At 47.7% G+C, this 19,263-nt stretch carries 16 protein-coding genes; 11 read left to right on the forward strand and 5 right to left on the reverse strand.

The genetic code is table 11. The features are described from left to right. Positions 1-3: 3 nt before the first annotated feature. Positions 4-846 carry an HDOD domain-containing protein gene (locus AC5YBX_RS12395; RefSeq protein WP_494521234.1) on the reverse strand — a complete coding sequence of 281 codons (843 nt, stop codon included), beginning with the start codon at positions 844-846 and terminating at the stop codon, positions 4-6. Positions 847-1,633: 787 nt separating this feature from the next. Here AC5YBX_RS12395 and trhP point away from each other — a divergent pair. Further along, positions 1,634-2,998: a prephenate-dependent tRNA uridine(34) hydroxylase TrhP gene (gene trhP / locus AC5YBX_RS12400; protein ID WP_110458485.1), complete on the forward strand. Its 1,365-nt coding sequence runs from the start codon at positions 1,634-1,636 to the stop codon at positions 2,996-2,998. A gap of 13 nt (positions 2,999-3,011) precedes the next feature. Beyond that, positions 3,012-3,272 carry a YfhL family 4Fe-4S dicluster ferredoxin gene (locus tag AC5YBX_RS12405; RefSeq protein ID WP_110458198.1) on the forward strand — a complete coding sequence of 87 codons (261 nt, stop codon included), beginning with the start codon at positions 3,012-3,014 and terminating at the stop codon, positions 3,270-3,272. Between the two features lie 148 nt (positions 3,273-3,420). Here the strand turns inward: AC5YBX_RS12405 and ubiT are convergent, their stop codons facing one another. Further along, positions 3,421-3,933, reverse strand: coding sequence for a ubiquinone anaerobic biosynthesis accessory factor UbiT (gene ubiT, locus AC5YBX_RS12410; protein WP_494521233.1), 513 nt, complete (start codon positions 3,931-3,933; stop codon positions 3,421-3,423). Between the two features lie 197 nt (positions 3,934-4,130). On the opposite strand from ubiT, the gene ubiU reads away from it, so the two are divergent. Both ubiU and AC5YBX_RS12420 read left to right on the forward strand, forming a co-directional pair. Continuing rightward, a complete protein-coding gene (ubiU, locus tag AC5YBX_RS12415) occupies positions 4,131-5,132 on the forward strand; it encodes a ubiquinone anaerobic biosynthesis protein UbiU (RefSeq protein ID WP_494523771.1) in 1,002 nt (333 codons plus the stop codon). 17 nt (positions 5,133-5,149) lie between these two features. Then, positions 5,150-6,055: a U32 family peptidase gene (locus AC5YBX_RS12420; protein ID WP_494521231.1), complete on the forward strand. Its 906-nt coding sequence runs from the start codon at positions 5,150-5,152 to the stop codon at positions 6,053-6,055. Here AC5YBX_RS12420 and AC5YBX_RS12425 read toward each other — a convergent pair. Continuing rightward, entirely contained in the window at positions 6,052-6,756 is a 705-nt protein-coding gene (locus AC5YBX_RS12425) for a DUF998 domain-containing protein (protein ID WP_494521230.1), read from the reverse strand. The two genes, AC5YBX_RS12420 and AC5YBX_RS12425, sit on opposite strands and share 4 nt — an antisense overlap. A 375-nt stretch (positions 6,757-7,131) precedes the next feature. Here AC5YBX_RS12425 and AC5YBX_RS12430 point away from each other — a divergent pair, with 375 nt between their 5' ends. The 3 genes from AC5YBX_RS12430 (at position 7,132) to AC5YBX_RS12440 (ending at position 11,354) form a co-directional block, all read left to right on the forward strand. Next, entirely contained in the window at positions 7,132-8,685 is a 1,554-nt protein-coding gene (locus tag AC5YBX_RS12430; RefSeq protein ID WP_494523772.1) for a methyl-accepting chemotaxis protein, read from the forward strand. 652 nt (positions 8,686-9,337) lie between these two features. Continuing rightward, positions 9,338-10,615 (forward strand): YjiH family protein, encoded by a 1,278-nt coding sequence (locus AC5YBX_RS12435; RefSeq protein ID WP_494521228.1) that lies wholly within the window; start codon positions 9,338-9,340, stop codon positions 10,613-10,615. 334 nt (positions 10,616-10,949) lie between these two features. Further along, positions 10,950-11,354 carry a CBS domain-containing protein gene (locus AC5YBX_RS12440; protein ID WP_494521227.1) on the forward strand — a complete coding sequence of 135 codons (405 nt, stop codon included), beginning with the start codon at positions 10,950-10,952 and terminating at the stop codon, positions 11,352-11,354. A gap of 108 nt (positions 11,355-11,462) precedes the next feature. Here the strand turns inward: AC5YBX_RS12440 and AC5YBX_RS12445 are convergent, their stop codons facing one another. Further along, positions 11,463-12,821, reverse strand: a complete 1,359-nt coding sequence (locus AC5YBX_RS12445; RefSeq protein WP_494521226.1) for an NCS2 family permease — start codon at positions 12,819-12,821, stop codon at positions 11,463-11,465. 521 nt (positions 12,822-13,342) lie between these two features. Here AC5YBX_RS12445 and torE point away from each other — a divergent pair. The 4 genes from torE to torD are packed head-to-tail and all read left to right on the forward strand — an operon-like array spanning position 13,343 to position 17,910. Continuing rightward, the gene (gene torE, locus AC5YBX_RS12450; RefSeq protein WP_494521225.1) at positions 13,343-13,513 is read left to right on the forward strand and encodes a trimethylamine N-oxide reductase system protein TorE; all 171 of its coding nucleotides are present in this window, start codon (positions 13,343-13,345) and stop codon (positions 13,511-13,513) included. 39 nt (positions 13,514-13,552) lie between these two features. Next, positions 13,553-14,731, forward strand: a complete 1,179-nt coding sequence (gene torC, locus AC5YBX_RS12455; RefSeq protein WP_494521224.1) for a pentaheme c-type cytochrome TorC — start codon at positions 13,553-13,555, stop codon at positions 14,729-14,731. 13 nt (positions 14,732-14,744) lie between these two features. Beyond that, positions 14,745-17,231, forward strand: a complete 2,487-nt coding sequence (gene torA / locus AC5YBX_RS12460; RefSeq protein ID WP_494521223.1) for a trimethylamine-N-oxide reductase TorA — start codon at positions 14,745-14,747, stop codon at positions 17,229-17,231. Between the two features lie 28 nt (positions 17,232-17,259). Next, on the forward strand, positions 17,260-17,910 hold the full coding sequence (gene torD, locus AC5YBX_RS12465; RefSeq protein WP_494521222.1) for a molecular chaperone TorD: 651 nt from the start codon (positions 17,260-17,262) through the stop codon (positions 17,908-17,910). A gap of 56 nt (positions 17,911-17,966) precedes the next feature. On the opposite strand, the gene AC5YBX_RS12470 is transcribed toward torD, so the two are convergent. Continuing rightward, positions 17,967-19,190 carry a DEAD/DEAH box helicase gene (locus tag AC5YBX_RS12470; RefSeq protein ID WP_494523773.1) on the reverse strand — a complete coding sequence of 408 codons (1,224 nt, stop codon included), beginning with the start codon at positions 19,188-19,190 and terminating at the stop codon, positions 17,967-17,969. Positions 19,191-19,263: the final 73 nt, after the last annotated feature.

Here is a 19,263-nt window from a genome sequence, read left to right on the forward strand (position 1 = left end):
CAACTATTCGTAACTCATCTTAATAGAATGATAATTATCGAGAAATTCATCAGAGCCTAAATACTCTGGCGATACGGGTAAGCCACGCTTCACAAACACATCTAAACGCTCTTCAAGCTCATGACCCGCTCTTAACTCACCGGTATAAAAAGCGGCCGAACGCACAAAGTCTAAATAGGTCACTCGCTCAGGCAGATAGGGTAAGTCAGCCCATCGTTCAACCACTTCCATCACCTCTGGCGAAAAGTCCCAACTTTTCAATACCGCTCGACCTATCGGCCCCTGCATTTTTCTCACCAGAGCGCGTAATTGTTCTATGCTGGTAAACAGATGCGGATGAGCTTCTGCCTCCGTCAATACAGGCAAGGCACCAATATTGTGTACCAAGCTGGCAAGCGTCAGGGTATCGTAATTTAAACCACAACCTTTATGAGTCTTCGAGTACTTCATCAATAATGCACAGGCCGCAGAGGTCACCTCGATTGACGAGCGCCACACCTCATCCATCACCTCCCACACCATCTCATTAGTAGAGATAAACAACTGCTCCATGGCAACCGATGTCGCGATAGCCTTTATTTGAGTTAAACCGATACGGCTCACTGCGCTGTTAATGTTTTCTGCTTTGGTGCCACGACTGTACATGGCGCTGTTGGCCACTTTTATCATACGCGCCGATATCGCGGCATCTTGACCAATAATCTCCGCCACCTGTTTAGGGCTGGAATCGGGCCTAGCAACGACCTCTTGGACGCGCATTGCTACCTCGGGCAAAGTTGGCAACACTAACGCATCGGCCTTTAACTTTTTTAATAACCCAACCAGTAGTTGATGCTCGCTAGACATGCTGACTCCTTAATAAAATATTACCGCCTAATAATGCGCTAGAGTATATCAGGACTGGTTGCCAAGCGTGATGGTAAAATGGCTTAGCTAGGGCCAGTTGATCTTTCAAGGTTGTTTTTGCAGCGAATTGTTGGGTATTTATACAAGGCGGAAGCTTTATGGTGTAGTTATTCTACATAAAAAGCTGACAACGCAGTAGAAATGACCAACAAACGCTGCCCGAAGGGTTCGGCTAAAAACGTTTTTGTCTCGAACGAAATTCAACCAGCAAAGATCAACAGGCCCTAGACTCAAAGGAGCTAAATATCGCTTAAATTTAAGCAGATAAATTAAGGTCTGTTGCTATTTTAAGCGTCAATATTAGTTAAAGGATAATCATGCGGCAACACATATTGGCCGATAAAAGCCCTCGCCGCTGGTTCACCGACTACCAACTAAATGGTTCTACGATAGCCGCTGCGCCCACAATCAACGCTGATATAACACCAAGCACTAAGAGGGCATTTTGGCAATAATGGATAAAATAGGCTATTAAAAGGTAAGTCGCGAACCTATGCCCCCTAAAGCAAACCAGCTGGACGTGATAGCCACCAACAAGAGCGGCAATCACTGTCATCTGGCTACAAGGGCAAGTATGCGGCGTAAAACAGTGGAATAGGAAGCCTATTTATGGCGGCAATGGGCGGTTGACCACAGAATAAACAAGGTTACTATTTGCATAAGGCTCCCTCCATTGAGTAAAATGCCCGCCCCAAGTTAGTTTGCAACCTGTTAATTGAGAGAAATTATGTTTAAACCTGAGCTACTGTCTCCTGCTGGGACCTTAAAAAATATGCGTTATGCGTTTGCCTATGGCGCGGATGCGGTCTACGCAGGCCAGCCGAGATATAGCCTGCGTGTTAGAAACAATGATTTCAAAATGGAAAACCTCGCTACCGGTATTCAAGAGGCTCACGCGTTAGGCAAAAAGCTGTACGTGGTGAGCAACATCGCGCCGCATAACACCAAACTGAAAACCTATATCAAAGATATGGAGCCTGTGGTTGCCATGCAGCCTGATGCGCTGATCATGTCAGATCCCGGGCTTATCATGATGGTACGCGAAGCGTTTCCCGATCAAGTGGTGCACCTGTCCGTACAAGCTAACGCCATCAACTGGGCCTCGGTTAAATTTTGGCAACAACAAGGCATTAAGCGGGTGATCTTATCCCGTGAACTCTCGCTCGATGAGATTGAAGAGATCCGTCAGCGCTGCCCCGATATCGAGCTGGAAGTGTTTGTGCACGGCGCCTTGTGTATGGCTTACTCGGGCCGCTGCCTGCTGTCGGGTTACATCAATAAACGCGATCCAAACCAAGGCACTTGCACCAATGCCTGTCGCTGGAAATATGACGCCCATGAAGCAGTGCAAACCGACACCGGTGACATAGTCGCGGTGAACCCAGATGTACAACTGCATAACCCGACCCTAGGCGCCGGCGCACCGAGTAATGAGGTGGTGTTACTGCAAGAAGCGGGACGCCCAGGTGAATACATGCCCGCCTTTGAAGACGAGCATGGCACCTACATCATGAACTCTAAAGACTTACGTGCCATCCAGCATGTTGAGCGCCTGACCAAAATGGGCATCGACTCGCTTAAAATCGAAGGCCGCACCAAGTCATTTTATTACGTGGCACGTACCGCACAGCTTTATCGCCAAGCGATTGAAGATGCCGCTTCTGGTCGTGAATTTAACCCAGCGCTGATGCACCAACTGGAAGGACTCGCCCACCGTGGATACACCGAAGGCTTCTTGCGTCGCCATGTGCATGATGAATACCAAAATTACGACTACGGTTACTCTATCAGTGACACACAGCAATTTGTGGGTGAATTTACCGGCAAGCGTAACGATAAAGGCATGGCCGAAGTGGATGTGAAAAACAAATTTTCGGTTGGCGACAGTGTTGAGTTGATGACGCCGCAAGGCAATATTAACCTGACTATCGAACATTTAGAAAACCGTAAGGGTGAAGCCGTCGAAGCTGGACTCGGTTCGGGCCACTTTGTGTTTTTACCGGTACCGCAAGAAGTTAATGTCGATAAAGCGATACTAATGCGTAATCTTAATAGCGGACAAAACACCCGCAACCCGCACCAAGCGGTGTAACTGGACCCAGATAATGGCATTACTGATAGATGATAGCTGCATTAACTGTGACATGTGTGAGCCTGAGTGTCCCAACCAAGCGATCACTATGGGCGAGGAGATCTACGAGATAGATCCAGACCTGTGTACCGAATGCGTGGGCCATTATGACAAGCCCACCTGTGTGTCGGTATGCCCTATCGATTGTATCGACCCAGATCCACAACATATTGAGTCTGATGAAGCGCTGTTGCTCAAGTATCACTTGATCACCGGCAAACCGCTGAGCGAGTAATTCACTTAGTCTATTAACAGACGCAAAACCACAAAAAAGCGAAGTATTACACTTCGCTTTTTTATTAACGGCATCCAAGTAAAGCCTAACGCTTAAATTGCCTAAACTAGCCTCACCGGTTACGTACAACACGGTACAAAAGTTAGCGTTATGCCCACTGAGCATCGGCTTGACGCTGCAGTTGTTCAAGCAGCGAAGCTAAGGCGGTTAGCCCTTCTCTGGCCAAACCCGGCATAGTGTCAAATTCGATACTTAACAATAAATTTTTCACCTCAAGCCCCAATTCAGTATCGCCTTCGATAGCCAGTTGACGTTGAAAAAATAGCGTGTCGGGATCTTCTTTACCTGCGGCAATCAATACCAGCTCTTTGCTGCGACCGCTAAAGGTCACTTCGGCCTTTGCGGGCGCTCGCACCACAAAGTGTTTATCAAAGCTAACATCAAAACTCAGTTTCATATCGACAATGTCAATTTTAACCCAGCGCTGCAGAAGAAAGCTCAGCTCACCATCCTCGATTTGTTCCGCCATTAACAAGTTCAACAGCTTTTCTAATATGCGCGCCTTCACGGCAAAAGGCACTATAGTTAACGGCTTGGCGATCACCTGAGGACCAAGTTGCAACAGATGTTGAGCGGTATTGGCTAGCACACTTTTTTGCATCGCGTGAATAACTCCTTTATGCAAGCGTGACCAACTCGCGTCAACCGCGCTTAATATTAATGATCGATTCGGCTTTCACCCCGAAAGTGAGAGATAATTCAATTTTACCCAGCTTTTATGATCGCAAACCTGTTTTACATCAACATATAGGTGGCCATTCCCTTTTACACTGCACACTTTTTAAGAAAGAGGCAGTTATGGAGCTCTTATGCCCTGCGGGGAACTTAGCCGCATTGAAAGTAGCACTCAATGCAGGTGCCGATGCGATTTATGTTGGCCTTAAAGATGATACCAATGCGCGCTCGTTTGCTGGCCTAAACTTTACCCCGAAGAAACTGTTGCAGGCGGTGCAGTACACTCACGCTCTGAGGAAGAAGTTATTTTTGACTATCAATACGTTTCCTCAACCGGGAGAAGAACAGCGTTGGTATCAGGCTATCGATATCGCCGCCGATCTTGGCGTCGATGCCTTAATTGTCGCCGATTTATCGCTACTTGATTACGCCCATAGCCGCTACCCTCAGCTGCCACTGCATTTATCGGTGCAAGCCAGCGCCACCAATCTTGGCGCCTTAAGCCTCTATAAACGCGAGTTTAATATTGAGCGAGCCGTGTTGCCGCGAGTGTTGTCGATGAAACAGGTACGCGACCTTGCTAAGGTGACACCTGTGGATCTGGAGGTGTTTGCCTTTGGCAGCTTGTGCATTATGGCCGAAGGGCGTTGCCACCTTTCCTCCTATGTGACCGGGCAATCGCCCAATACTGGTGGCTCCTGCTCACCGGCCAATGCAGTGCGCTGGCAAGAGCTTGGCGATCAACGCTTAACGCGTCTAAATGAAGTGCTTATTGATAAGTCCAATATTAACGAACAGATGGGTTACCCCGTGGTGTGTAAGGGCCGTTATATCACAGCAGATAACAACCAACCGAGCCATCTATTGGAATCGCCGACCAGCCTTAATACCCTCAGTTTATTGCCAGAGCTGGCAAAGGCGAACATAGCCTCGCTTAAAATCGAGGGACGCCAGCGCAGCCCTGCCTATGTTGAGCAAGTCACCCGTGTTTGGCGTCAGGCTATCGACACGTTTTTACACCATCCCGAGGCCTACACAACTCAAGCTGAGTGGGACAAAGCGTTAGCCAAAGTATCTGAAGGTCAAGTCACCACACTTGGAGCCTATGAGCGCACTTGGCAGTAGCTAATAAAGGAGCAAATATGAAAATATCTTTAGGCCCTATTCAATATTGCTGGTCAAAGGCGCAGGTCAGCGAATTTTATCAACAAGCAGCCAATAGCGACATTGAGCTGATCTATTTAGGTGAAACCGTCTGCAGCCGTCGCCGCCAACTGAAATTTAGCGACTACCTTGAGCTAGCTCAGATGCTCAAGGCATCGGGTAAACAGGTGGTGCTCTCCACGCTGGCACTGATCGAAGCACAATCTGAATTTACCGCCTTAAAGCAGCAAATCGATAATGGTGAGTTTATGGTGGAAGCCAACGATATGGGTGCAGTGGAAGTAGCGAAATCACTCGGCTTACCTTTTATCTGTGGGCCAAGTATTAACAACTATAATGCGGCCAGTTTGCAGAAATTAGCCGCTTGGGGAATGCAACGATTTGTCATGCCACTGGAGCTATCAAAGCACTGGCTCGAACGAGTATTAACCGACTTGGCTCCAAGGCAAATCGAGGTGGAAGTCTTTGGCCATGGCTACATGCCACTGGCACACTCTGCGCGCTGCTTTACCGCGCGCCAACAAGGATTAACCAAAGATAGCTGCCAAACCATCTGTATTGACTATCCGCAAGGTGTATTGGCGCAAACCCAAGAAAACCAGCCGCTGCTACGCCTTAATGGCATTCAAACTCAATCGGCCAGTTATATTGACTTGAGTGATCAGCAACAGGAGATGCAGCGCCTCGGCGTCGACTATTTTAGGGTTTCCCCTAGTAGCTTAGCTTCAATAGAGTTAGCTAATAACTTGTTTATTGACAATAAGTTAAAAACTAACCAGACAGCTAATAGCGTCAATATCACGAGTGCCGATGTCACCACTAACAATAACTTAACCTGTAATGGATACTGGTTTGGACAAGCGGGATTTGAGCAAGGGCGCTAGTCGCGCGTAGGGCGCTGAGTCCACACCAAGGCCGCGCTCCAACCAAGAAACAGCAGTAACGCTAACCACTCAACGATGGCGGGCCACCAAAATTCAGGGCGTGGCTCGATCATCATCATTCCATGGTAAAATGCTTGGCCATTATTGCTTAGGCTATTATCCACTTGAGCAAAAAAAACAAACAAACCAAACACGGCTAAACACAGCAAACTCAACACACCGCAGCCTCGATAAGCAAAACGCTTAAGGGGCTTTATTGCCAACCTTGCACCCTGCCATACATACCCCAAGTAACAAGCGATACTCAGCAGCGAACAATAAAAGAAAGACTCGATACCTAAGGTGTGTAAATGGTGCACATTGATGGGAAATAAACCTGTAATGGCCAGCGCCAACAAGGCTAATATCAGCAGTAACAGACAAGGGTACAGCAGCGGGCTGTCGCTATATTGCAATGAAAACAAACAAAACAACACCAAGCTCAAACTACCAAAAAATAACCCACCGTTAAACACTACCGCTAATTGAGAATGACCATATTGGCCCAGTTCACTTAATGAGAAATTAAAAAAGCTAAAACCATTACCATTAAAATCATTAAATCCCAACGCCGCCACTATTAAACTAAGCACATGCACAGTAATGCCCAGCATGCCAAATCTAAACCCCAATGTGGGTAATTTACGCTGTGATGAATTCATAGTCCGTTGATAATGCAATGCTGTCGTCCTACTAGGTTATATGGAATTAGAATTTTATGCCGAGCTTTGGCGCATATTTCTGATAACAATTTTAGCAACATTATTAGCCTATTCTGCGACTCGCTCACAAATAACCTTATAATATAAAAGGGTAAACGAATATACGTGACATCATCACTGAGTCAATATTTTTATTAGAGCAAGATCATAATCTTAGCATTTATTTTACGCGCCACGTCTCACTAAAAATAGATTTGTGAGGCAGCTAACAAATTGATGGCATGCCTGTTAGAATTCCCATGAATTTTTTATTACGCCACCAACCACTTCGCAAATAACAAGCTGGAGATGGCGACTTGCTGAAGACCTCCCTACATGAGCACAACTAGACATCATGATCTCCCCACCTCGATGCGCGAGGTAAAACTTGCAGATAAAGACGAGCTCATTTCGAGCACTGATACCCGTGGCGTGATCACTTACGTTAACCAAGCCTTTATCAACATCTCAGGTTACAGTGAATCAGAATTGGTGGGCCATAATCACAATCTGGTGCGTCATCCCGACATGCCTGCGGCGGCATTTGCCGATCTTTGGCAAAAACTAAAAGCCGGCCAATCTTGGCGCGGTATGGTGAAAAACCGTTGTAAAGATGGCTCATTTTACTGGGTCGATGCTTTTGTCTCCCCCTTATACGAGCAAGGCAAACTCATAGGTTATCAATCTGTAAGGGTAAAACCCGATGCAAAAAAAATCAGCAGCGCGCAGGCCCTATATGAGCAAATTAACCAAGGTAAAACGGTCAAGGATCCACTTTCATTAGTGCAAAAGCGCATCGTTTCTGCGGTGGTTACCACCCTAGGGCTGGCGATGGCGGGCTACTTCTTAGGCTGGCAGACCATTTTAGTCGGACTGGTATTGATCGGATTGAATCTGGCCATCTTTTACGATGAGGCCTTTCGGGTGCCAACGCAGTTAATGGCGATGAAACAAGAGTATGACTCGGTCAGCCGCTTTGTGTATTGCGGAAAAGACTCCTCCTCACTACTAACATTTCAGATATTGATGAAAGACGCCAAGATGCAGGGCGTGTTAGGCAAAAATCAAGATAGCGCCGATAAGATCACCGACATCACCAATCAACTGATTATTGCCATGAATCAAACTCACAGTGGCATCGATAAAGAGCATCAAGAAATTGAGCAGATGGCCAGCGCTATGGAAGAGATGGGGGCGACCCTTAATGAGGTGGTGAGTAATATTCAGTCGACCTCAAACCATATCGATGACACTTATCAAATTTGTCACGATAATCGCACCATGATGCAGCAAAACAGCCAAGATATCGACTCGCTCACTCAAAGCGTCACCCATGTAGCAAAAAATACTCAGCAGCTGCATCAAGAAGCTCAACATGTGGCCAATGCCATGGGCGAAATCGATGCCATCGCCGAGCAAACCAACTTATTGGCACTCAATGCCGCCATTGAAGCTGCCCGAGCAGGCGAACAGGGGCGCGGCTTTGCGGTCGTTGCCGATGAAGTCAGGGCGCTATCGAGCCGCACTCAAGAATCGACAACCAGCATATCCCAAAGCGTCGACAAAATGTTCAAGATGCTCAGCGACTGGAGCGAAGAGATGCGTCAAAGCCAGCAATTGGCCGAACACTGCGCCCAGCAAACCGAATCTTCGGCGATAAAGCTGGATGAACTCTATACATCAATCAGCAGCATTCACGAATTTGCCCAGCAAAATGCCGTCGCGGCGCAGCAGCAGATGCAAGTGGTACAAGAACTAAATCAGGGAATTAATCAGATCACCCAGGCATCGAATAATAATCTGGTTGCACTACAGAGCGTTGAAGGCTCCATTTCTGAGCTGAAAATTAATGCGGATAAAGCCAAAAGCCTAAGGCAGACTTTCGGTTAACTGGCGGACAAAATCCACTAAACTTGGCGCGCGAATATCTTTATCCCGAGCGAGCATTAAGTCGATAAAAACGCAGCACTGAAACGTGCTAACTATTGACCACATACGTTATTAACCGCTCTATATTAGCCGTGTATTTACCGCAAACAGCGCCTAATCGACAGTCGATTAGGCGCAAAACTTGTCGTCATAGCCCCTTAAGTCCACAAATCAAATGCTTTAGCATCATCATGTTAGCGCCGAACTCACCCAATTAATGCCGCTCTCAACCGACAACAGCTGACGCTAGAGCAAACTTAATAAAACCAATCAACAACAAACACTTAACCCAATTGCAACCAGAAATTACATAGTGCAAAAGCGATAATTTTGAGTACAATATAAATAGTCATTAAGTGCAAATAACTATGCTATTGCAACCAGTCACAAGATTGCGCATTAAATGGTTTTACATCACTGGACTTAGGCGGTAACCTCCGTCGATTAGATGAATGGATATTCATTGTAAATAAAATTATGGATTTAATTCTTATTTCTTGCCGTTGTACAGACAGCGTAATTTAAGGCAAAAAAAGTGGCTATAAAACAAAAAACTAACATAAAAACGTTACTTACATTTCTCATCCCTTCGCTGATCGGCTTATTACTGTTTATGACACCGATTAGCTATCAAGATGCGATCACCATCCCCATCGCTATCGTATCAAAAGGATTACAAAGCTTATTAGGCGATGCACTAACCGCCATAGTGACCTTTATAGTGGTCATTACCGCTATCGCGACCATTATCTGCAAATTACTCAAGCCTAACGCTTTAAAGCAGCATCACTTTATCAATGCATTGCTTGACGTAAACCCAATGTGGGCAATCGTTCGCATCATTGGTGCGGTCTTCATTGTATTGACTTATATGGGCATAGGCCCCGAAGCGATACATTCGGGTAATACCGGCGCTTTGGTCCTCAACGACCTACTGCCCGTGCTATTTTGCGTATTTATTTTTGCCGGTATGTTATTGCCATTACTGCTTAACTTCGGCTTGCTAGAACTATTTGGCACCTTGTTAACCAAAATTATGCGCCCAGTATTTAACTTGCCAGGTCGCAGCGCCATTGATTGCATGGCCTCTTGGCTTGGCGACGGCAGCGTTGGCATATTGATGACCAGTAAACAATATGAAGCCCGCCTTTATACTCAGCGAGAAGCGGCTGTGATAGGGACTACCTTTTCGGCGGTTTCAATCACCTTCTCATTGGTGGTGATTTCGCAGGTTAAATTGGAGCACCTGTTTGCACCATTTTACTTAACCGTCTGTTTAGCAGGTGTGGTTGCAGCGATTATCGTGCCTAAGTTACCGCCACTGTGCTGGAAAAAAGATCTCTACATCGACGACACACCACGTCACCCAGACGATGAAGTCGTGCCGCACGGCAAGGGCGTGTTTGCTTGGAGCTTTGAGCAAGCAATGAACAAAGCGGCGCATGCACAAGGCGTGTCGCACACCTTAAAAGATGGCCTCAAAAATGTCATCGATATGGTATTTGGCGTGATCCCGGTCGTCATGGCTATCGGCACCATCGCATTGATGATCGCCGAATACACGCCGCTATTTAACTACCTTGGCATGCCATTCATCCCACTACTTGAGTTACTGCAAATTCCTGAAGCCACTGAGGCCTCAAAAACCATCGTAGTGGGTTTTGCGGATATGTTTATCCCCTCGATTTTGGCCAGTACTATCGAATCAGATATGACTCGCTTTATTATTGCCGCCCTGTCGGTCACCCAGCTTATCTATATGAGTGAAGTGGGCGCCTTGCTGATAGGCAGTAAGATCCCGGTCAATATTGTCGAGTTATTTGTAGTGTTTATTTTAAGAACCCTAGTGACCCTGCCTGTTATCGCGGGTGCCGCGCATCTGATTTTCTAATACATTCGACACATAAAACCTAACATCAGCCTAGGATCGCCTAGGCTGATGTCCCCTTCACCTCGATAACACGCCTCAATTTGGGCCCTGCCGTCATAGTTAAGAAACACCATGCAATGGCTAGTCTCTCAATCTGTTAACACTCTTTATCTGCCTAACGCCAACAGACTAAGGCTCAGTGTGACTGACTCATCTCCTGTTGGTGAATGACGCACAGCAACACTTGCCGCAGGTTATATCACGGTAGTAAGCCTTTGCATATTTCAGCAAAATCGTTGATTTGTTGAACGGTTAATTGTCTGTTATAAATAACATCAACATGAGGGAGTAGACTATGAGCGTCACCGTTGCCGATATTATGAGTACCCGAGTCGCCACTATCGACATGGATGACCGTCTTACCGTAGTCAAAGAGATTTTTGACAGTGCGCCGTTTCATCATCTATTGGTGATTGAAAACGATAAACTACAAGGGGTGTTATCTGAGCGAGATTACCTGCGCACATTAAGCCCCCATATTGGCGCCATCAACGCAACCGAACGTGATGCTGAAACCCTGCAGCGACGCGCACACCAAGTGATGACGCGCAACCCTATCACCACCACAACAGATTGCTCCTTACAAGCGGCGGCTCATTTGTTGTTGCAACATAATATTGGCTCACTGCCAGTATTATCTCAGGATAAGATTGTCGGCATCGTCACCTGGAAAGATCTGCTGCGCGCTTACAGCCAATAAAAAAAGACGAAAGGATATTTCGTCTTTTGGGGTCCTTTTTATGCGCTGCGCTGAGGGGCAATTCAGCTACAGCAACAAATTTAGGCAGGTTATGATATGGATAAGCGCTTAAATTGCCCAGCCACCGAGATAGAAAACCACCAGACCGATAGTGATCGCTAACACACCCGGCTTGATGGCACGCCATTCGCCGCTGCACAGTCTGCCTATCACTAAGGTGACAAAGCCCAACATGATCCCTGTGACAATGTTACAGCTTAAAATGATAAACACTGCGCAAGTTAGTCCAGCCATAGCATCGACTTTATCGTTAAAATCAAGCTTGGTCACATTGCTCAACATCAACAATCCGACATACATTAGCGCAGGCGCTGTGGCGTAAGCAGGCACTAAATAACTCAGTGGTGCCAAGAACATCATCAGTAAAAATAGCACACCGACAATGGTCGCTGTCAGGCCAGTTTTACCACCAGCGGCGGTCCCTGCAGCCGACTCGATATACACAGCAGCGGGCGCGCCGCCCACAGCACCAGCAAAGATGCTGCTCACAGAGTCAGAGGTGAGCGCCTTACCACCACCAACAATATTATCGTCTTTATCGAGTAATTCGGCTTGACCCGCCACCGCACGGATAGTGCCTGTGGCATCAAAAATCGCTGTCATCACTAACGCGAGTACGATAGGTAATACTAAGGGGTTTAACGCCCCCATTATATCGAGCTGACCGATCAACGATTGTTCAGACATCAGATCCGGCAAAGCAAACAAGCCTTGATAGGTCACCGAAGGGTCAAACATAAGGCCAAATAGCGACAGCGCGATAATCACCAACAAAATGCCACCTGGCACACCACGGCGCTCAAGGCCAATGGTCGCCGCCAAGCCAATAACGGTCGCAAGCACAGGTAAGCTATGGATATCGCCCAACTTCACCGGTAAACCCGCATCGTTAGCGACGATAAGCTGCACACTGTTAGTGGCAATAAGCAAAAGGAATAAGCCGATACCGATACCCGTACCGTGGGCAATCCCTTTAGGCAGGTTGGTTAGTACCCACTGACGAATCCCCGTCACGCTCACTAACGTAAACACTATCCCCATTAAAAAGATGGCGCCTAACGTGACCGGAATCGAGATCCCTTGGCCTAATACCATGCTAAACGCGGTAAAAGCGGTTAATGAGATGGCACAGCCAATCGCCATTGGCAGGTTAGCCCACAGCCCCATTAACAACGAACCAAAAGCGGCGATTAAACAGGTCGCAATAAATACTGCGCCAGCATCAAAGCCAGCGGTACCAAGCATATTAGGCACCACTATGACCGAGTAAACCATGGCCAAGAAGGTGGTAAACCCGGCAATCACTTCTTGTTTTATGCTACTGCCACGGGCAGAAATAGTAAAAAAACGATCCAACATCGAACTTGTAGGTACAGCAGGGGTATCGAGAGTCTGTTCAGACTTCATAATTATTTACCTTTATTGTGCGCTTAGTTTGACAAGGTTATGGCAGTGAGGATCCCGTTCAACACTATCGGATTAAAGAACCACAGAGTACTTATGATGTACCTTATTGTGCGCGGCATAATGAGGGAACAAAAATGCAGCACCTAGCGAAGCTCGGCATAATCGAGCGCCAACACAACCTTGATTGGCGCGAATTTTACAGGAAATCTGGCGCGATAAACTAGCGCAAATTAACAAATCAGCAGATATTTATCACATAGGCCAAGGCTTCCTGTACCTGTTGTGATTAAAGCAGCTTCTGCACACCTGATCGTAGCGATTTTTTAGATGCACATGTCAATTTAATCCATTTAAAACCAGATGATTAACAGTAACAGTGGGCAATTGCTGTGATGTTCAAAATTAATTTTCATATTTTTTCATAAGTTGTCGATGTTCATTCATCCCAAGTGTGACAGCCGTTAACAACCCTCCTCTAATATTGTAGCCATAGACAAAGATCACCACTAAGAGAGCAGATCATGGCAGAGCAAGAGTTAGCGACTAAACCCAGTCAGGTGAAATCCAAAGAACTTAAGGCGCTGGGCTTCATCATTTTTTTACTGTTTCCCATTTTAACGGTCAGCGGCATAGGGGCTTATGGCTTTGTCATTTGGATGATCCAAGCGTTCGGCGGCGTCGTCTCACACTAAGTTAAATAATTACCTGATCTATTTTTTAAGGATGCTGTTATGAAGTGGTTTATTACTATCTGGCGTACGCTCAACAAGCCCGCCAAGTACCTCACCTTAGGTACCATCAGTTTATCTGCCTTTCTCATGGGCATTATTTTCTGGGGTGGTTTTAACACCGCACTGGAAATGACCAATACCGAAGCCTTTTGCATTAGCTGTCACAGCATGGAAAGTAAGCCTTACCAAGAGCTGCAACAAACGGTGCACTGGTCAAATCACTCAGGGGTGCGCGCCACCTGCCCTGACTGCCATGTACCACACAACTGGACGCGTAAAATTGCCCGTAAAATGGAAGCCTCTCACGATGTCTGGGGTTGGTTACTGCAAACGGTCAACACAGATGAAAAATTTGAAGCTAAGCGACTTGAAATGGCCAGCCGCGAATGGAAACGATTCGATCGCGATGACTCGCTAGCCTGTAAAAATTGCCACGACTATGCCTCAATGAAATGGGAAAGCATGTCAAAACTGGCGCAAAAACAGATGAAACGCGCAGCCGAAATGGATCAAAGCTGTGTCGATTGCCATAAAGGTATTGCTCACAAACTACCTGATATGGGCACCTCACGTGCACCTGAACTCATCGCCCAAGTGGGCTCTGGCGAAAGCAGCCTACAAGTGGGTGACACCTACTTCACCGCACTGACTAAACCACTCTATTTTAATGGCACCACAGATGTCGAAGCCGGCACATTGAATATCGCCACTAAAGTGACCGTACTCGAAACCCAAGGCGATCGCGTTAAAGTCGGCATCGACGGCTGGCGTAAGAAAGTGGGCGCGGGACGGGTGATCTACTTCGATTTTGGTCTCAATATCTTGTCGGCGCAACTGTCAAAAGAAGCCGCACTGGAAGAAGGCGTCATGGAGGTGTTCGAGCAGAAAGAAGATCCGATGACAGGGCTGCAATGGCAACGAGTCGAAGCCAAGATTTGGACCGAAAAAGATTTCCTCGTCAAAGATTTACAACCCCTGTGGGACTACGCACGTGAGACCTACTCCACCAGTTGTAGCGTCTGTCATACCCAACCAGACGAAGCGCATTTCGATGCCAACACTTGGCCAGGCATGTTCCAAGGCATGATAGCGTTCGTCAACATGGACCAAGACACTCAAGCGTTAGTACAAAAATACTTGCAAGAACATTCATCTACTTTCGATAAGTCGGCGCACTAAAAAGGATATCAACATGAACAGAAGAGATTTTCTTAAGGGCCTTGCAGCCACCTCTTATGTGACCCTCAGTGGTGCGTCAGTATTGGCCCCCCTTAATGCCCTCGCCAACACAGGCGCCAATGATGGCTGGTTAACAACCGGGTCGCACTTTGGTGCATTTAAGATGAAGCGTAAAAATGGCGTTATCGATCAGGTGATCCCATTTGACCGAGACCAATATCCAACCGATATGATTAACGGTATTAAAGGCTTGGTCTACAATCCATCTCGGGTTCGTTACCCTATGGTGCGCTTAGACTTTTTGCTTAACGGCCACAAGAGTGACACCAGCCAACGTGGTGATTTTCGCTTTGTACGTGTGACCTGGGATAAGGCCTTATCACTGTTTAAAGATTCACTCGATGAAGTGCAAACCAAATATGGTCCCTCAGGCCTACACGCTGGCCAAACGGGCTGGCGCGCCACAGGCCAACTGCACTCTTGTACCAGCCATATGCAACGCGCTGTGGGTATGCACGGTAACTTCATCAAAAAAATCGGTGACTACTCAACCGGAGCCGGTCAAACCATCATGCCTTATGTGCTCGGTTCGACCGAGGTTTATGCACAGGGCACCTCATGGGAGCTGATCTTACAAGAATCCAACACCATTATTTTATGGTCAAATGATCCCTATAAAAATCTGCAAGTGGGTTGGAACGCCGAGACTCATGAGTCATTTGCTTACCTTGCGCAACTTAAAGAAAAAGTGAAACAAGGCAAGATCCGAGTGATCAGCATAGATCCTGTGGTCACCAAAACCCAAAAATACTTGGGTTGTGAGCAGTTATATGTCAATCCGCAAACCGATGTCGCCTTAATGCTGGGTATCGCCCATGAGATGGTGAGCCAAAACCTGCATGATAAACAGTTTATCGAAGGCTATAGCTTAGGCTTCGATCAATTCCTCCCCTACCTTATGGGTGAGTCAGACGGCGTAGCGAAAACCCCCGAGTGGGCCAGTAAGATCACCGGCGTTAGCCAGGAGATCATCCGCGATCTGGCTAAAGTGATGACTGCGGGGCGCACCCAAATTATGATGGGTTGGTGTATTCAACGCCAACAACATGGCGAGCAACCCTATTGGATGGCCGCCGTACTCGCCACCATGATAGGCCAAATTGGCTTACCGGGCGGAGGTATCAGCTATGGTCATCACTATTCGGGTATTGGTGTGCCCTCATCGGGTGCCGCGGCGCCGGGCGCGTTTCCGCGTAACCTAGATGAAGGCCAAAAGCCGTTATTTGATAACAATGACTTTAAGGGCGCCAGTAGCACTATCCCGGTAGCACGTTGGATTGATGCCATTTTAGAGCCTGGGAAAACCATTGAAGCTAATGGTTCTAAGGTTACCTATCCAGACATTAAGATGATGGTATTTTCCGGTAATAACCCTTGGAATCACCACCAAGATCGTAACCGCATGAAACGTGCATTTCACAAACTCGAATGTGTCGTCACCATAGATACTAACTGGACAGCCACTTGCCGCTTCTCTGATATCGTGCTGCCAGCCTGTACTACCTTTGAGCGCAACGATCTAGATGTGTACGGCAGTTATGCTAATCGCGGGGTCTTGGCGATGCAAAAGATGGTTGAGCCATTGTATGAAAGCTTGTCAGATTTTGAAATTTTCACCCGCTTTGCCACTCTGATAGGCAAAGGTGAACAGTATACTCGCGGCATGAGTGAATTTGACTGGCTCAAAAAGCTGTATAACGACTGTAAGGCCGATAACGATGGTAGTTTTGCCATGCCTGACTTTGACACCTTCTGGAAGCAAGGTTATGTCCACTTTGGCGAGGGCGAACCGTGGACACGTCACGCTGACTTTAGAGACGATCCTGAAATCAATCCACTGGGTACACCTTCGGGCTTAATTGAAATATTCAGTCGTAAAATAGCGCAATATAATTACGATGATTGCCCCGGTCACCCCACCTGGATAGAAAAATCAGAGCGCAGCCATGGCGGCCCTGGTTCGGATAAACACCCGATTTGGCTGCAATCATGCCACCCTGACCATCGCTTACATTCGCAGATGTGTGAGTCAGAGCAATACCGAGAAACCTATACGGTTCAGGGTCGTGAGCCAGTGTTTATCAATCCACTCGATGCCAAGCAGCGCGGCATTAACGATGGCGATATTGTGCGGGTATTTAACGGCCGAGGTCAGTTACTGGCTGGTGCGGTGGTGTCTAACCGCTTCCCTCAAGGGGTGGTGCGTATCCAAGAAGGTGCCTGGTATGGCCCGGTCGGTAAAGATGGTAGCAAGCAAGGCGGCAACGAAATTGGCGCATTGTGCAGCTATGGTGACCCCAATACCTTGACCCTCGATATCGGTACCTCAAAATTGGCCCAAGCCTGCTCGGCCTACACCTGTTTGGTCGAATTTGAGCGCTACCAAGGTAAAGTGCCTGAGGTCAGCTCGTTTAGTGGCCCTATCGAAACGGCAATTTAAGACAATGGCCAACGCCAAGGAGACAGCAATGAATAACAGCAACGCACAGGACAATAACGTTAATCAGGGCAGAGCCATGGTCTATCGCTTACTGTCGGCATTATTTGCTAAAGAGGTCGACCAGCCACTATTGCATGAACTGACCAGTGCGCAGGCGCAAGCCTTCTTGGCACAGCTGGCAAGCGATCCACTGTTGGGCGCCGATGTGGCTAAGATCAACGCGGTATTGTTAGGTTTAACCACAGATAAAGCCCTACTGGAACTGGCTGCGGACTATTGCGGCCTGTTTTTGGTCGGCACTAAACATAGCGCCAGCCCATACGCTAGCCTGTATATGGCCAATGATAAGCAAGACGATGATGACGTACTGCTGTTTGGCGAGCAACATCAACAGATGCTCGACCATTTAGAACAGAGTCAGTTACAGGTTCAGAGTGAATTCCCTGAGCCTGCAGATCATCTGGCGGTGATCTTAGCCTATGTTGCCCATCAGGCTGAACGAGCCGATAGCACCACACAACAGGCGTTTATCAACAATTACCTTAATAGTTGGTTAAAGACGTTTAGCGACAAAGTGAGCCAGTGCGATAATGGTCAGTTTTATACCGCATTGGCCCATTTAACCACCCATTGGGTCAAGGTTGATTGTGAAACGCTAGCCGCATCACAATCGCATTAAATCAGCACAACACGAAAAAAAGCGCCGCTTCTGCGGCGCTTTTTTATAGGTACTGTTCAGCCGCGACCACGGCGTTTAGCGCGGCGTTTCTGCGCCGACTTCCCCTGCTTACCCGCCAACGGCGCCATTTTAGTCAGATCGGGCTCAAACCCTGGCAACCACTGCTGCGGCAAACGCTTGTCTAATAGGGCTTCGACCTCTTCGAGCAGTAAGGCATCCTCCTCCTCGCTATACAGGGTAATAGCCACTCCTTTTTGTCCGGCTCGCCCAGTACGGCCAATGCGATGCACATAATCTTGCGCCGCAAACGGTAACTCATAATTAACCACATGATCGAGCGAGGCAATGTCGATACCACGAGCGGCCACATCGGTCGCCACCAACACATTAATATCGCCAGCCTTAAATGCTTGCAACACTTGCTCTCGCCCGCCTTGCGACAATGAACCATGAAGTGCCCTAGCCATGATACCCGCATCAATTAAGCGCTGAGCTAACTTATCGGCAGCGATCTTTTTACGACTAAACACCAAAACCCGCTGCCACTGACCTTGACGAATAAGATGGCTGAGTAGAGCGAACTTATTATCACTATCGACCGCATAAACCCGTTGTTCTATGTCGCGCGCCGCACTATGAGGGGCGTCGACCTCGATACGTTGGGGGCTGCGCAGCAGATTGCGACTAAAGCTCAGCACACTATCGTCAAGGGTTGCTGAAAATAACAAGGTCTGGCGAGTGCTTGGCAGCTGCGCCATCACGGCGTTTATCTCATCCATAAAGCCCATATCCAACATGCGGTCAGCTTCATCAAACACCAGGTATGAGACCGCGTCCACACTCAATCCGCCGCGGCGTAGGTGGTCGAGTAACCGTCCTGGGGTTGCAACTAACAGGTCAACACCTTGATGTAATTGGCTTTGCTGAGCATCGATACTGACACCACCATACACAACGGCGCTGCGCAATGACGTCATCTGCGCAAGGGCTTGTACACTCGCTTGCACCTGCAGCGCCAGCTCGCGTGTTGGGACTAAAATGAGCGCCTTAATCGCCACGGGTGAGTGACTCCCGTCATCCTGCTGCGCCAGCAGCTGTTGCAATATCGGCAACACAAATGCGGCGGTTTTACCTGTGCCCGTTTGCGCCGAGGCGAGTATGTCTTGCTGCGCTAAAATGGCCGGGATGGCGGCGGCCTGAATCGCCGTTGGCTGAGCAAAGCCTAAGAGTGTCAGCGCGCGGAGTAATGATGGATGTAAATCTAACTGAGCAAATTGCATTCAAATCAACCTGTTGCTTGCAGATACAAGCGTAAAAACAATAAGTAACGAGTAAGAGACAATCAATAAGCGT

It is taken from the genome of Shewanella sp. 492 (genome assembly GCF_059338445.1).

What these genes read in the sequence shown, in the direction of transcription:
- trhP (WP_110458485.1), top strand. Translation starts at nt 1,634, where the DNA reads ATGTTTAAACCTGAGCTACTGTCTCCTGCTGGGACCTTAAAAAATATG.
- AC5YBX_RS12430 (WP_494523772.1), top strand. Translation starts at nt 7,132, where the DNA reads ATGAGCACAACTAGACATCATGATCTCCCCACCTCGATGCGCGAGGTA.
- AC5YBX_RS12435 (WP_494521228.1), top strand. Translation starts at nt 9,338, where the DNA reads ATGACACCGATTAGCTATCAAGATGCGATCACCATCCCCATCGCTATC.
- torA (WP_494521223.1), top strand. Translation starts at nt 14,745, where the DNA reads ATGAACAGAAGAGATTTTCTTAAGGGCCTTGCAGCCACCTCTTATGTG.
- ubiT (WP_494521233.1), bottom strand. Translation starts at nt 3,933, where the DNA reads ATGCAAAAAAGTGTGCTAGCCAATACCGCTCAACATCTGTTGCAACTT.
- AC5YBX_RS12405 (WP_110458198.1), top strand. Translation starts at nt 3,012, where the DNA reads ATGGCATTACTGATAGATGATAGCTGCATTAACTGTGACATGTGTGAG.
- AC5YBX_RS12425 (WP_494521230.1), bottom strand. Translation starts at nt 6,756, where the DNA reads ATGAATTCATCACAGCGTAAATTACCCACATTGGGGTTTAGATTTGGC.
- torC (WP_494521224.1), top strand. Translation starts at nt 13,553, where the DNA reads ATGAAGTGGTTTATTACTATCTGGCGTACGCTCAACAAGCCCGCCAAG.
- ubiU (WP_494523771.1), top strand. Translation starts at nt 4,131, where the DNA reads ATGGAGCTCTTATGCCCTGCGGGGAACTTAGCCGCATTGAAAGTAGCA.
- AC5YBX_RS12395 (WP_494521234.1), bottom strand. Translation starts at nt 846, where the DNA reads ATGTCTAGCGAGCATCAACTACTGGTTGGGTTATTAAAAAAGTTAAAG.
- torE (WP_494521225.1), top strand. Translation starts at nt 13,343, where the DNA reads ATGGCAGAGCAAGAGTTAGCGACTAAACCCAGTCAGGTGAAATCCAAA.
- AC5YBX_RS12445 (WP_494521226.1), bottom strand. Translation starts at nt 12,821, where the DNA reads ATGAAGTCTGAACAGACTCTCGATACCCCTGCTGTACCTACAAGTTCG.
- AC5YBX_RS12440 (WP_494521227.1), top strand. Translation starts at nt 10,950, where the DNA reads ATGAGCGTCACCGTTGCCGATATTATGAGTACCCGAGTCGCCACTATC.
- AC5YBX_RS12420 (WP_494521231.1), top strand. Translation starts at nt 5,150, where the DNA reads ATGAAAATATCTTTAGGCCCTATTCAATATTGCTGGTCAAAGGCGCAG.
- torD (WP_494521222.1), top strand. Translation starts at nt 17,260, where the DNA reads ATGAATAACAGCAACGCACAGGACAATAACGTTAATCAGGGCAGAGCC.
- AC5YBX_RS12470 (WP_494523773.1), bottom strand. Translation starts at nt 19,190, where the DNA reads ATGCAATTTGCTCAGTTAGATTTACATCCATCATTACTCCGCGCGCTG.